The organism is Bradyrhizobium sp. BLXBL-03 (genome assembly GCF_051853015.1).
GTDB classification, from domain to species: Bacteria; Pseudomonadota; Alphaproteobacteria; order Rhizobiales; family Xanthobacteraceae; genus Bradyrhizobium; species Bradyrhizobium manausense.
This window is the reverse complement of sequence record NZ_CP182470.1, coordinates 4,091,278-4,103,666: the sequence shown is the minus strand read 5'-3', so window position 1 is coordinate 4,103,666 and position 12,389 is coordinate 4,091,278. Positions and strand designations below refer to the sequence as shown.

Sequence of the window (12,389 nt, the reverse complement as noted above, 5' to 3'; positions counted from 1 at the left end):
AAAAAAATGGCCTGATGGAGGCAGCCCTCAAGTAGGTACTATGGCTGGACTTATCCAGCGCCGCGTGATCCGGATCCAGTCATGAAACCGCGGATTCTTGCCCCTGATCGGCGTCAGGTTCTGGCCGGGCTGGGAGCCTCGCTCGGAGCCCCGGCGGCCGGGTTCCTGGCCGGTGGCGCAGCCCCGGTCCCCACCGCCCAGGTCCTTCTCCAGGCCAGGCCCGCAACTCTGGATCTGAGACCGGGTCAGCCGACTACAGCGATCTGGGAGCTTGCTGCCGCAAGCCACACCAGGGGCGTCCATCTCAAGCGCGGCGACCTCTGCGAAGTGGTGTTTCGCAACGACCTGCCTGTGCCGCTTGCGCCGGCCTGGTACGGCCTGAACGGCGCAGCCGTGGCCGACCCCCAACGGGGGCGCGCGCCCACAGCTCCGGGGACCACGGAAACATCAACGATTTCAGTATTATCAGCGGGAACCCTGCTGACTGACTTCCGGCTGTTCGAAGACAGACTGAAGCAGCCCGCGCGGCCGCTTCCGATCATCGCTGAGGAGACAGGGCTCGTCGCCGTTGATCGCGACGAGGTCCTGCTGATCGAGGAATGGCGCCTGAGGCCGGACGGCAGCGCCGTCCCGCCGGGCCAGGATCCGAAGGACACCACGGCGCTCTATACGATCAACGGGCAGACTTCATTCGAACTCTCAGCCTTCGGCAACGAGCGACTGCGGCTGCGCTTTATCAATGGCTCGCAACGCTCTGTTCTGGCGATCAAATTGGAGGGTCACGAAGTCCTGGTCATGGCCCTGGACGGCCAGCCGGCCGAACCGTTCCCGGCGCGCAACGGCGCCCTCGTGCTGGCTCCCGGCGCAAGGGCCGATGCTTTTGTGGATACGGCCAGATCGGCCCAATTCCTTCTACACGATGGCAAGGAGGCGCGCCGGATTGGGGCCCTCATGGTCACCGGCTGGCTGGAGCGGCGCGCGCCTCTCCTGCCGCCGCGGCCGCTGCCCTCGAACGATTTGCCCGAAAGGCTCGACCTCAAAGGAGCCCTGCGGCTGGATGTCGTGCTCGGCGCACCCGACACCGGATGGGCGCGGACTGCCAACTTTTCCACCGCCTCTGACCCCGCCTTCCGCACCAAAGCCGGCCGCACCGTCATGCTCGCCTTGAAGAACCCGGCCCCCGTTGCCACCGTCTTCTCTCTGCACGGCCACCATTTCCGCCTGCTCGACAAGCTCGACGACGGCTGGAAGCCCTACTGGCTCGACACGCTCGCCATCGAGCCCGGCCAGACCGAGCGCATTGCCTTTGCCGCAACCTCGCCGGGGCGCTGGCTGATCGAATCCGTCGTGACCGATTGGTCCGCACCGCGGCTGGTGCGCTGGTACGGGGTGGAGTGAGCTATCGGCCCGGCCGCGTCCAAACGTACCGCGCGTCTGGCTCTTTCTCCTCGTTCCGCATTCCATCGGTCTGCTCAACCAGCGTGAACCCGCGCGCCGTCGAAATGTCCCCACACGCGGCAGGCCGGGAAAACCAGCTCGCGATAGAACCAGCCGTCTTGATCCGGCGGGCGCAGCCCGACGAGCCATGGCATTGCGTGATCGAACGCGATCCGATGGACTTGCGCCGCGGCGCCCATATCAGTGAGCGCAAGCGGCCTCAGCATCAATACTCGATCCCGAGCGCGTTATAGATCCGCCGGTGCACGGCCGGCAGGGTCTCGGTGAGATCTTCCGCGATCAGTCCCGGCCCTGCTTCGCTGGCCGCTTCACCGTGCATCCACACCCCGATGCTGGCGGCCTCGAAGGCCGGTACGCCCTGCGCCAGGAGCCCTGCGATGATGCCCGAGAGCACGTCGCCGGCGCCGGCGGTGGCGAGCCAGGGCGGCGCGTTGGCGGCGATGGTGGCGCGGCCGTCGGGCGCGGCGATGGTGGTGTCGGGGCCCTTCAGCAGAACGACGGCGGCGGAGCGTTCAGCGGCAGCACGCACGCGCTCGAGCTTCGAGCGACCCGGAGTCTTGTTGCTGAGATCGGAGAACAGCCGCGGAAACTCGCCCTCATGTGGGGTCAGCACCACGGCTGTGTCCCGCGACGATTTTATCGATTCAAACAGGCGCTCCGGCTTTGCGGCAAAGCTCGTCAGCGCGTCAGCGTCGAGCACCAGATGCCGCTGCGCGGTGAGCGCGGTGTGGACCATGTCGCAGGTGCGCTCGCCAACTCCCGCGCCGGGCCCGATCATGCAGGTGTTGTACCTGATGTCTCCCAGCAGCTCGCCGAACTCGATCGCGGTGTCCACGGGGCGAAGCATCACGGCTGTCAGCGCACTTGCGTTGATCACAAGCGCATCGCGCGGGGTCGCGAGCGTCACCAGGCCCGCGCCGGCGCGCAAGCTCGCTCGGGCAGCAAGCCGTGCCGCGCCGGTCGCAGCGGCATCGCCCGATACCGCAAGCACGTGGCCGCGCGCATATTTGTGGCCATCAATACGCGGCACCGGGAAAGCGGCGCCCCAGAAATCCGGATCGTTCTCAAAAATCTTCGGCGCGATCTCGTCGAGCACCTGCGCGTCGATCCCGATATCGGCAACGCGGACGCGGCCGCAATGCATGCGGCCGGGCAACAGGAGATGCGCGGGCTTCTTGCGAAAGAAGGTGACGGTCTCGGTCGCGTTCACCGCGACGCCCATCACCGCAGCGCTGGTGCCGTTGATGCCGCTCGGCAGATCGACTGCAAGCACGGGCGCGCCATTAGCGTTGATGGCCTCGATCATCGCGCGCGCCTCGCCGTCAACAGGGCGGCTGAGGCCGGCGCCGAACAATGCATCGATGATCAGCGCCGGCTTTCCGATCGCCTGCGGATTGAACGGCAGCACCGGATGCTTCCAGCCGCGCGCAGCCGAGGCCGCATCGCCCTGGAGCTGGTCGCGCTCGCACATCAGGATGACCGAGACCTCGCGCCCTTGCGCAGCGAGCTCGGCGGCTGCGACAAAACCGTCGCCGCCATTGTTGCCGGGACCGGCGACGATCAGGATCGGCCCCTCCTCCACCAGCGCATTGGCGGCCTCCGCAACCGCCTGGCCCGCGCCCAGCATCAGCTTGAAGCCGGGCGTGCCTGCCGCAATGCTGAGCTGGTCAGCCCGCTGCATCTCAGCGTTGGTCAGTACTTCCATGCCACTTCCCTGGTCCAAACGCCCTTTCAACAGGCACGTCCTGTGCCCACACGCCCAACGGAACAATTGATTGCACAGATATTGAACCGTTTGCCTATTTCGTAGCCTGCGGTATTTTGAGCCGGCCGGCCCCACCTATCAGAGATGCACGTTAAAAGGCTGATAACGCTCCAATATCCAGGGCATTTGCAACTTGGCATAGACCCTGCTTTCGAGGAAGCCGCTTCGGTTCGTCGTGCTCCCTGGCATCTTCTGGGTGTGGCCGGCCGTTGTTGCCGGGCTGGTCAGGTCCCGGCATGACGAAGACAAATCGCGCGTGAGACAAGCGCATCCTGACGACGACGTTGCTATTTGATCGAAATGCCGGGAGGCGCGCAGTGAAGAAAATCGAAGCCATCATCAAGCCATTCAAGCTCGACGAGGTGAAGGAAGCGCTTCAGGAAGTTGGTCTCCAGGGGATTACCGTAACCGAGGCCAAGGGTTTTGGCCGCCAGAAGGGCCACGCCGAGCTGTATCGCGGCGCAGAATACATTGTCGATTTCCTGCCCAAGGTGAAAATCGAGATCGTGATCGGCGACGACCTGGTCGAGCGCGCGATCGACGCGATCCGCCGCGCCGCGCAAACCGGGCGCATCGGCGACGGCAAGATTTTCGTCTCCAATATCGAAGAGGCGATCCGCATCCGAACCGGCGAATCCGGGCTGGACGCTATCTGAGCCGGGTGCTATCTCGCATTTTGCGACACTCTGACAAGAAATAAGGCTGCTTCGGCGGCCTGATTTCGTTTGTGCGCTCGCGCAAAAACTCGCCGAAAGCGAGAATAATTTTGCTCATCTGGAAACCGACCCGCAGAGCCAAAAGGGGTATGCATGAAGACCGCCAAAGACGTCCTGAAATCGATCAAGGACAACGACGTCAAATACGTCGACCTGCGCTTCACCGATCCGCGCGGCAAGTGGCAGCACGTGACCTTCGACGTCACCATGATCGAAGAGGACACGTTCGCTGAGGGCGTGATGTTCGACGGTTCCTCGATCGCGGGCTGGAAGGCGATCAATGAGTCCGACATGTGCCTGATGCCCGATCCGGTCACGGCCACGATCGACCCGTTCTTCGCCGAGACCACCATGGTCATCGTCTGCGACGTGCTCGAGCCGACCACGGGCGAGCCCTACAACCGCGACCCCCGCGGCATCGCCAAGAAGGCCGAGGCCATGGTGAAGTCGATGGGCGTGGGCGACACCGTGTTCGTCGGTCCCGAAGCCGAGTTCTTCGTGTTCGACGACGTGCGCTATTCGTCCGATCCCTACAAGACCGGTTTCCGGCTCGATTCCTCGGAGTTCCCGACCAACTCCGACACCGAATATGAAGGCGGCAATCTCGGCCACCGCATCCGCACCAAGATGGGCTACTTCCCGGTGCCGCCACAGGATTCCGTGCAGGACATGCGCTCGGAGATGCTGGGTGCCATGGCCAAGATGGGCGTGAAGGTCGAGAAGCATCACCACGAGGTTGCCTCGGCCCAGCACGAACTCGGCATGAAGTTCGACACGCTGACGCTGATGGCCGACCATCTGCAGATCTACAAATACTGCATCCATCAGGTCGCGCACATCTACGGCAAGACCGCCACCTTCATGCCGAAGCCGGTCTATGGCGACAACGGCTCGGGCATGCACGTGCACCAGTCGATCTGGAAGGACGGCAAGCCGGTGTTCGCGGGCAACAAGTACTCCGACCTGTCGGAGACCTGCCTGTCCTACATCGCCGGCATCATCAAGCACGCCAAGGCGATCAACGCCTTCACCAACCCGACGACCAACTCCTACAAGCGCCTGGTCCCGGGCTATGAGGCGCCGGTGCTGCTCGCCTATTCCGCGCGCAACCGCTCGGCCTCCTGCCGCATCCCCTACACCGCTTCGCCGAAGGCCAAGCGCGTCGAGGTGCGCTTCCCCGATCCGCTCGCCAATCCCTATCTCGGCTTCGCCGCGATGCTGATGGCCGGCCTCGACGGCGTAAAGAACAAGCTCGATCCGGGCCCGGCAATGGACAAGGACCTCTACGATCTGCCGAAGGAAGAGCTGAAGGCGATCCCGACCGTGTGCGGCTCGCTCCGCGAGGCGCTGGAAAACCTCGACAAGGACCGCGGCTTCCTCAAGAACGGCGGCGTGTTCGACGACGACTTCATCGACGCTTACATCGAACTGAAGATGACCGAAGTCGCCCGCTTCGAGATGACCCCGCACCCGGTCGAATTCGAGATGTACTATTCGGGCTAAGCGGCTCGAGATCACGACGCAAAAGGCGCCCTTCGGGGCGCCTTTTTTCGTTTGAATACCATCAGCTTTCGTTCTGCGTCTGACTCCATTTCGTTCTCAAAGAACGAATCGGAATCGCGAAAATCAGCACGCACCAATTCCTGACAATTGGTTTATTCGAGATATTCATTGCCCTCTTATCTACGCCGATCCACGCTCACGTCGCCTCACGCCGCGACGTGAAATGATCGAGCAAGCCCGTCGGCAGCGGAAACACGATGGTCGAGGATCGCTCACCGGCGATGTCATGCAGGGCCGCGAAGTAGCGCAGCTGCATCGCCTGTGGCTCCTGCGCGAGAATCCGCCCCGCTTCGACCAGCTTTTCGGCGGCCTGCTGTTCGCCCATCGCGTTGATCACCTTGGCGCGCCGCAACCGCTCCGCTTCGGCCTGCTTGGCGATCGCGCGCACCATGGTCTCGTTGATATCGACGTCCTTGATCTCGATGCCGGTCACCTTGATGCCCCAGACATCGGTCTGCTTGTCGAGGATCTCCTGGATGTCGGCGTTCAACCTGTCGCGTTCGGCGAGCATCTCGTCGAGCTCGTGCTTGCCAAGGACCGAGCGCAGCGTGGTCTGGGCGAGCTGACTGGTCGCGGCCATGTAGTCGCCGACCTTGATGATGGCGCGCTCGGGATCGACGATGCGGAAGTAGAGAACGGCATTGACCTTGACCGAGACATTGTCGCGCGAAATCACATCCTGCGGCGGCACCACCTGCACCATCACCCTGAGGTCGACCTTGACCAGCTGCTGCGCGACCGGAATGAGGATGACGAGGCCCGGACCCTTCACCCCGGTGAAGCGGCCGAGCGTGAAGATCACGCCGCGCTCGTATTCCCTGAGAATGCGAACGGCCTGGGTGAGAAACAGGACGATGATGAGCGCAAGCACTGCATAAAGCGAATATTCGAACATCAGACTTGACCTCCCTCACCGCTCGGCCGCCGAACCACCAGGGTCAAGTCGACGATACTGGCGACCTCGACCCTTTCTCCGGGTTTGAAGGTGTCGGCGCCGCGCGCTTGCCAGCGTTCGCCATGCGTAAAGACGTGCCCCTCGTTCTCGTTCCAGTCGAGCACCTCGGCGATCAAGCCTCGCATCGCCTGCGCGCCGACGCGTGGCGAACCGCGGCGGGCGCGCCTGACCGCACCGAGCACGACCAGAACGAACCCCGCGAAAATCGCCGCGACGATGGCGATGACCGACCACGACAACCGGTAGCTGGGCGACTCCACCCGGACCAGCATGATGGCGCCGAGCACAAAGGCGACGACGCCTCCAAGGCCGATCACGACGGTCGGATTGAAAGCCTCGATGGCAAGGAGCGCGATGCCGAGCAGCATCAGGCCGAGCCCGGCATAATTGATCGGCAGCATGTTGAGGGCGTAGAGGCCGAGCAGCAGGCAGATTGTCCCGATCACGCCCGGAGCAACGGTGCCGGGCGACATGAACTCGAAGACGAGGCCGTAAATGCCGACCATCAGGAGGATGAACGCGACGTTGGGATCGGTGATGACAGCCAGGAATCGGGAGATCGTGCCGGGATCGACGGCTTCGATGACGGCGTCCTGGGTCGCCAGGCGCTGCGTCGTGCCGCCGCCGAGTTCGACCATTCGACCATCGATTTGCCCGAGCAGATCGGCCTCATCGCGCGCGACGATGTCGATGGCATGCGCCTGCAACGCGCCGTTGGCGGACAGCGTGGCGGCTTCTCGGACCGCCTTCTCCGCCCAATCGGCATTGTGGCCGCGCAGCTCGGCAAGGCTGCGGATGAAAGCGACCGCATCGTTCGTCACCTTCGCCGTCATCGCGTCCTTCGGCTCGTCCTTCTTGTCCTTGTTGTCCTTATCGGGCGTACCGCTCGGCAAGCCCGGAAGCGGCCCGCCAATCTGCACCGGCGTGGCGGCCCCGATATTGGTGCCCGGCGCCATCGCCGCGATATGGGTGGCATACAGGATATAGGTCCCGGCGCTTGCCGCATGGGCGCCAGGCGGCGCGACATAGCCGGCGACAGGAACGGACGAGGCGAGCACATCCGCGATGATCTCGCGCATGCTGGAGTTCAGGCCGCCGGGCGTATTCAAGCGAAGGATCACGATCTCGGCGCGTCGTTCGCTTGCCTTGACCAGCGCCTCCCTCACATAGCTCGCCGACGCCGGGCCAATGGCGCCATCGATACTGACCGTGAGTGCAAGACGGCGGTGATCCTCCGCTGAGCCGGGACGGAGACTGGCAAGACAAGCGACGATTCCGATCGCCGCAACGAGGGCCGCCTTCATGATCTGCACGGCAAGGGCTCCCTTGCCGAAGATATGGTGGCCGTCACACAAACCTCAATGCGGAGGGAGGTCGCCGGCAAGTGCAATTGTGCGATGCAATGGGCGGGGTCGAACGGCGGCACTCATGAGGACAACGTCATTCCCGGATAGGTGCGCTAAGGAGGGCAACTCCTTCCTATTCCGAAGAAGCGGGAAAGGAGACCCAGCCCGGGCGAAATCTGTCGCGAAATCGCGAAGGCGTGGCTGCTATTTTCGTTCTGCATCTGACTCCATTTCGTTCGCAAAGAACGAATCGGAATCGCAACAACATCGCGAACCAATTCTTGCCGATTGGTTTAAGCAGCGACGCAATCCCGAATCCGAGATGGAGAGGAGGCGAAAGCGTGCCCTACGACCTCTCGCCTGTGTCCCTACGCCGCCGCCTTCTGCTTCGCCACCATCGCTTCGCCGAAAGCTTCGAACAGTTTCCGGTTGATGGGATTGCGCTGCGGGTCGTATTCGGCGTGCCATTGCACGCCGAGCGCGAAGCTCGGTGCTTCCGCGATGCGGATCGCCTCGATGGTCCCGTCCTCGGCGACGCCCTCGATCAGCACGCGCTTGCCGGGATCAAGGATGCCCTGCCCGTGCAGCGAATTGACCCGGATCTTCTCGCAGCCGAGGATTTTGGCGAAGGCGCCGCCCGGCGTGAGGTCGACGTCGTGGCGGTCGGCGAACACGACAGTCGGGTCGGGATGGATTTCCCCGTTCTCGAGCCGGGGCATGCGGTGGTTCATGCGGCCGGGGATTTCGCGGATCTCGGGATGCAGCGAGCCTCCGAAGGCGACGTTCATCTCCTGCAAGCCGCGGCAGATGCCGAACAGCGGAATGCCGCGCGCGACGCAGGCGACCGAAAGCGCCAGCGCGACCTCGTCGCGGTGGACGTCGTAGGGCTCGTGCTTCTCGCAGGGATCGACATTGAAGCGCGTCGGGTGCACGTTGGCACGGGCCCCTGTGAGCACGATGCCGTCCACGGTATCGAGCAGCGCGGCGATATCGGTAATGTCGGGCGCGCCCGCGAACATCACCGGCAAACCGCCGGAAACTTCGGCCACGGCGCGCAGATTGCGCTCACCGACCATCTGGACCTGAAATCGATTTTCGACGCGATGGGCGTTCCCGATCACGCCGACGACCGGCTTTCTCATCTCCCGTTCCGACCTCTCCGCAAGAAGATTCTCCAAACATGCCCCTCGTATGGAACATATTCAACAGAAGGGATCGCAGGACGGCAATGCCATTTTCGCGCAAATCCTGGGCGGAGGGCACCCCAAAAGGCACCCCTTGGCTCCGGACGCGTTGGCCGTAAGGCCGGCTCTCGGGCCAAATCGGCTCGGCCCCTGCTTGATTGCCGGCGGCAATTTGCGAAGAGTGCTCGATGCAGCCCGAAAAGGATCCGATGTGACCATTTCCAGAGACGAACGGCCCCGGACCCGCACCGACCTCGCGTGGGCTATTGCCGTCGGCGGCATCGCCGTGGTGCTGTTCACGGCACTGCTCGCCTTCACCTGGTATTTTGCCGCCACCGTGCTGCTGATCTTCGCCGGCATGCTGCTCGGCGTCGGGCTCAACGCGCTGACCAATGCACTCGGCCGCCTGGTCCACCTTCCCCATGCGGTCCGGCTTGCAATGGTTTGCGCCGTGCTTGCGATCCTGCTCGCGGGCGTCGCCTATCTCGGCGGCGCTACCATTGCCGATCAAGCCTCGGCGCTGAGCAAGACCATCAAATCGCAGATCGGCTCGGTAAAATCCTTGCTGGATCGTCATGGCATCGACACCAGCTTCTTCGATTTCGGCAATGCGGCATCCGACGGCTCGGCCACGACGCCACCGGACTCGACGTCTCCGCGAGCTGCGACGCAGCGCGGTCCCCTGCCCGCTGCTGACGCCCTGGCCTCCAGCGGCGGAGCCATCGTCAGCCAGACTTTCAAGCTGCTTCTCGGCACCATCCATGGCGTCGGCAACATCTTCATCTTGTTCTTTCTGGGACTTGCCTTCGCCGCCCAGCCAAGCGTCTATCACGACGGCCTGCTGTTCCTGACACCAGCGAAGCATCGCACCCGTGTTGCTCTGATTGTCGACCGCATCAGCGAAACGCTGGAGCGCTGGTTGATGGCGCAAATGATCGTCATGCTCGCGGTCGGCGCCGTGACCTGGATCGGGCTTGCCATCATCGGCATCCCCGGCTCGTTCATCCTGGGGATTCAGGCCGGCCTGCTCGCCTTCATCCCGACGGTCGGCGCCATCATCGCCGGCGTCGTCGTGGTGCTGGCGAGCCTCGCCTCGGGCTGGATCCCGGCACTATCGGCGCTGATCCTGTTCCTCGGTGTGCATGCGATGGAGAGCTACGTGCTGACGCCGCTGCTGCAGCGCCAGGCGCTGGACATCCCGCCGGCCACGCTGTTCGCCTTCCAGATCCTGCTCGGCGTCGTCTTCGGAATCTGGGGCCTCGCGCTGGCGCTGCCACTGGTCGCCATTGCCAAGGTCATGATCGATCATTTCAAGACGTATGAGGCGCCGCCTCTCGCCGAGGCGGCGTAAGGCGTCGTGCCGTAGCTCAGGTCGTCAGCACGGTCTCGGTGTGCTCGACATCAGGAGGCGAGGCGAAATACTGGCCGACCAGGCCGCGCCATTCGGTGAAATTCTCGGAGCCGCGGAAATCGACGGTGTGGTTTTCCAGCGTCGCCCATTTCACCATCAGCCGGTAGCGCTGCGGCTTCTCGATCGACTTGTGCAGCTCAAAACCGTGAAAGCCCTTCGAGCGACCGAAGGCGGCCTTGGCCTTGGCGACGGCGGCCTCAAAGTCCTTCTCGCTGCCCGGCTTGACGTCGATTTGCGCGATCTCGGTGATCATCGGTTTCCACCCCATTGTTTGGTGGCCGTGTCTAGCGCAGACGGAAGCAAAGAAAAAGGCGCCGAAACGGCGCCCTGCCCGGCCGAAAATGCGACGCTCTCAGGCAAACAGCAGCGCGGTGCCGGCGACGACGAGCGCGCAGCCGAGGAACAACGTGAACGGCCAATAGCTCCGGCTCTTGATGTAGCGCCCCTGGGCGCGGCGCTCGGCAATCAGCGCCGTCTCGTATTCGTCCGCGGTCGAGAACAGACAGGCGAAACCGCCGCGTGCCGAGCTTGCGGCGGCTTCGAGCGACATCAGGGCGGCTTGCGGGTTCTGTCGACGGATCGATTCCATGACGGCAATGGTAGGAACCGAATGGTAAACAGACGATTACCGCAAGCCCCAACCACCTCAGGCCGTTGCCGGCTGTGCCTTGGGAATGCCAATCCGCGCGGCGTTCTGGCGGCGCCAGTTCTCCAGCGACAGCGGCAGTTCCTCCGCCGCCTCGACGCGGTTACGGCCGCCGCGCTTGGCCTGGTAGAGCGCGGTATCGGCCGAGGCCAGCAACACTTCGAGCTCGGTGCCGGCAGGCCCGCCCGCCACGCCGATGCTGACGGTGGTGTCGACAGGGCCCTCCTCGACCACGACGCCTGATGTCTCGAACGCCTCGCGCACGCGCTCGGCGACCAGCACGCCTTCCTCGAGCGCGCAGGGAAGCAGCGCGGCGAATTCCTCACCGCCGATGCGGCCAGACAGGTCCGAGATGCGCAAATTGTTGACGACGATGGTCGAGAACAGTTTCAGCATCTCGTCGCCGGCGGGATGGCCGAAGCGGTCGTTGATCGACTTGAAATGGTCGATGTCGAAGATCATCACCGTGACAGGGCGGCCGCCCTTGGCCTCGCGGTCGATCATCCTTGCGCAGGCTTCCGAGAAGCCGCGGCGGTTGAGCATGCCGGTCAAGGGATCGGTCGACGCCGCGGTGCGGTGCGCGGTCACGGTGCGCTCCGACACCAGCATGAAGATCACGAACACGGTGCCGACGGCATAGAGGATGAGTTCGACCGCGAATACGGTGACCCAGACGCTGGCGGAGAAGCCGGCATCGTGCGGCCGCAGGAAGCTGCCGATCAGGATCGGCAGCATCAGCACACAGCCGTGCATGACCGGCACGACGAAGGCCGGCCAGCGCCGTTGCAGGCTCTTGCGCCGCTCCACCCAGAGCTCGCTCGCGGTCAGGGCCGCATAGACCGAGACGATGCCGGCGCCGATGATCATGCGCAGCATCGAGGCGGTGGGATCGAGCAGCGTGGCGGCCGCGACCCAGGCCAGTGCGCCGAATACGAGACCCGGCCAGTTCGGCTTGCGGCCGTGGAAGACGCGCGCCGCGTTCCACACCATGCCGCAGGCGACAAAGCCGACCGCGTTCAAGGCGAGATAGAGATACGGGCCGAGCTTGTCGCCGGTCGCGGTCCACAGCGCGACAGAGGACGCGCCGAGCAGATAGGCGCTGCCCCACCATTTCAGCGCGGGGCTGTTCTCCTGTTTGCCGAAAAACACCATCATGGCGCCGAGCAATGCGGCGACCATCGTGGCGACCAAATAGAGCGTGATGCTATCGAGCGACATCATGTCGGCCCCCTTCTAAACATAGCAGTTACGCGATCGGCCCAGCCGACTTGCGCGCCCTTCCAGATGCGACGCTAGGTCCGGCGAGTTCCATTCAGGTTTTCACGCGGGCCCAAGTTTTCGGGAA

The 12,389-nt window shown here is 63.9% G+C and carries 12 protein-coding genes; 4 read left to right on the top strand and 8 right to left on the bottom strand.

Annotated features, from left to right (window positions below; all coding sequences use genetic code 11):
- The first annotated feature begins 81 nt into the window (after positions 1 to 81).
- Positions 82 to 1,398 carry a multicopper oxidase domain-containing protein gene (locus tag ACNJX9_RS19755; RefSeq protein ID WP_439409948.1) on the top strand — a complete coding sequence of 439 codons (1,317 nt, stop codon included), beginning with the start codon at positions 82 to 84 and terminating at the stop codon, positions 1,396 to 1,398.
- Between the two features lie 74 nt (positions 1,399 to 1,472).
- Here the strand turns inward: ACNJX9_RS19755 and ACNJX9_RS19750 are convergent, their stop codons facing one another.
- Complete coding sequence (locus tag ACNJX9_RS19750; RefSeq protein ID WP_439409947.1) at positions 1,473 to 1,664, bottom strand: hypothetical protein; 192 nt, start codon at positions 1,662 to 1,664, stop codon at positions 1,473 to 1,475.
- Positions 1,664 to 3,163 (bottom strand): NAD(P)H-hydrate dehydratase, encoded by a 1,500-nt coding sequence (locus tag ACNJX9_RS19745; protein WP_439409946.1) that lies wholly within the window; start codon positions 3,161 to 3,163, stop codon positions 1,664 to 1,666. Before ACNJX9_RS19745 ends, ACNJX9_RS19750 begins: the two co-directional genes overlap by 1 nt.
- Before the next feature lie 377 nt (positions 3,164 to 3,540).
- On the opposite strand from ACNJX9_RS19745, the gene ACNJX9_RS19740 reads away from it, so the two are divergent.
- Positions 3,541 to 3,879, top strand: a complete 339-nt coding sequence (locus ACNJX9_RS19740; protein WP_007603495.1) for a P-II family nitrogen regulator — start codon at positions 3,541 to 3,543, stop codon at positions 3,877 to 3,879.
- A gap of 153 nt (positions 3,880 to 4,032) precedes the next feature.
- A complete protein-coding gene (gene glnA / locus ACNJX9_RS19735) occupies positions 4,033 to 5,442 on the top strand; it encodes a type I glutamate--ammonia ligase (protein WP_057756260.1) in 1,410 nt (469 codons plus the stop codon).
- A gap of 196 nt (positions 5,443 to 5,638) precedes the next feature.
- On the opposite strand, the gene ACNJX9_RS19730 is transcribed toward glnA, so the two are convergent.
- The 3 genes from ACNJX9_RS19730 to ACNJX9_RS19720 all read right to left on the bottom strand — a co-directional run bounded on the left by ACNJX9_RS19730 (position 5,639) and on the right by ACNJX9_RS19720 (position 8,945).
- Complete coding sequence (locus tag ACNJX9_RS19730; RefSeq protein ID WP_409363916.1) at positions 5,639 to 6,397, bottom strand: slipin family protein; 759 nt, start codon at positions 6,395 to 6,397, stop codon at positions 5,639 to 5,641.
- On the bottom strand, positions 6,397 to 7,770 hold the full coding sequence (locus ACNJX9_RS19725) for an NfeD family protein (RefSeq protein WP_439409945.1): 1,374 nt from the start codon (positions 7,768 to 7,770) through the stop codon (positions 6,397 to 6,399). The genes ACNJX9_RS19730 and ACNJX9_RS19725 overlap by 1 nt, the downstream gene beginning before the upstream one ends.
- Before the next feature lie 401 nt (positions 7,771 to 8,171).
- Positions 8,172 to 8,945: a gamma-glutamyl-gamma-aminobutyrate hydrolase family protein gene (locus ACNJX9_RS19720; RefSeq protein WP_057756266.1), complete on the bottom strand. Its 774-nt coding sequence runs from the start codon at positions 8,943 to 8,945 to the stop codon at positions 8,172 to 8,174.
- 253 nt (positions 8,946 to 9,198) lie between these two features.
- Here ACNJX9_RS19720 and ACNJX9_RS19715 point away from each other — a divergent pair, with 253 nt between their 5' ends.
- Positions 9,199 to 10,338, top strand: coding sequence for an AI-2E family transporter (locus tag ACNJX9_RS19715; RefSeq protein WP_439409944.1), 1,140 nt, complete (start codon positions 9,199 to 9,201; stop codon positions 10,336 to 10,338).
- 16 nt (positions 10,339 to 10,354) lie between these two features.
- Here the strand turns inward: ACNJX9_RS19715 and ACNJX9_RS19710 are convergent, their stop codons facing one another.
- The 3 genes from ACNJX9_RS19710 to ACNJX9_RS19700 form a co-directional block, all read right to left on the bottom strand.
- Complete coding sequence (locus ACNJX9_RS19710; protein WP_057756272.1) at positions 10,355 to 10,651, bottom strand: antibiotic biosynthesis monooxygenase family protein; 297 nt, start codon at positions 10,649 to 10,651, stop codon at positions 10,355 to 10,357.
- A 99-nt stretch (positions 10,652 to 10,750) separates the two neighbouring features.
- Positions 10,751 to 10,987, bottom strand: a complete 237-nt coding sequence (locus ACNJX9_RS19705; RefSeq protein WP_057756275.1) for a hypothetical protein — start codon at positions 10,985 to 10,987, stop codon at positions 10,751 to 10,753.
- Between the two features lie 57 nt (positions 10,988 to 11,044).
- Positions 11,045 to 12,265 carry a diguanylate cyclase gene (locus ACNJX9_RS19700; protein ID WP_439409943.1) on the bottom strand — a complete coding sequence of 407 codons (1,221 nt, stop codon included), beginning with the start codon at positions 12,263 to 12,265 and terminating at the stop codon, positions 11,045 to 11,047.
- Positions 12,266 to 12,389 lie beyond the last annotated feature (124 nt).

Excerpts from the sequence above, each read along its gene's own strand:
- ACNJX9_RS19755 (WP_439409948.1), top strand. The coding sequence starts at position 82 with ATGAAACCGCGGATTCTTGCCCCTGATCGGCGTCAGGTTCTGGCCGGG.
- ACNJX9_RS19750 (WP_439409947.1), bottom strand. The coding sequence starts at position 1,664 with ATGCTGAGGCCGCTTGCGCTCACTGATATGGGCGCCGCGGCGCAAGTC.
- ACNJX9_RS19745 (WP_439409946.1), bottom strand. The coding sequence starts at position 3,163 with ATGGAAGTACTGACCAACGCTGAGATGCAGCGGGCTGACCAGCTCAGC.
- glnA (WP_057756260.1), top strand. The coding sequence starts at position 4,033 with ATGAAGACCGCCAAAGACGTCCTGAAATCGATCAAGGACAACGACGTC.
- ACNJX9_RS19730 (WP_409363916.1), bottom strand. The coding sequence starts at position 6,397 with ATGTTCGAATATTCGCTTTATGCAGTGCTTGCGCTCATCATCGTCCTG.
- ACNJX9_RS19720 (WP_057756266.1), bottom strand. The coding sequence starts at position 8,945 with ATGAGAAAGCCGGTCGTCGGCGTGATCGGGAACGCCCATCGCGTCGAA.
- ACNJX9_RS19710 (WP_057756272.1), bottom strand. The coding sequence starts at position 10,651 with ATGATCACCGAGATCGCGCAAATCGACGTCAAGCCGGGCAGCGAGAAG.
- ACNJX9_RS19705 (WP_057756275.1), bottom strand. The coding sequence starts at position 10,987 with ATGGAATCGATCCGTCGACAGAACCCGCAAGCCGCCCTGATGTCGCTC.
- ACNJX9_RS19700 (WP_439409943.1), bottom strand. The coding sequence starts at position 12,265 with ATGATGTCGCTCGATAGCATCACGCTCTATTTGGTCGCCACGATGGTC.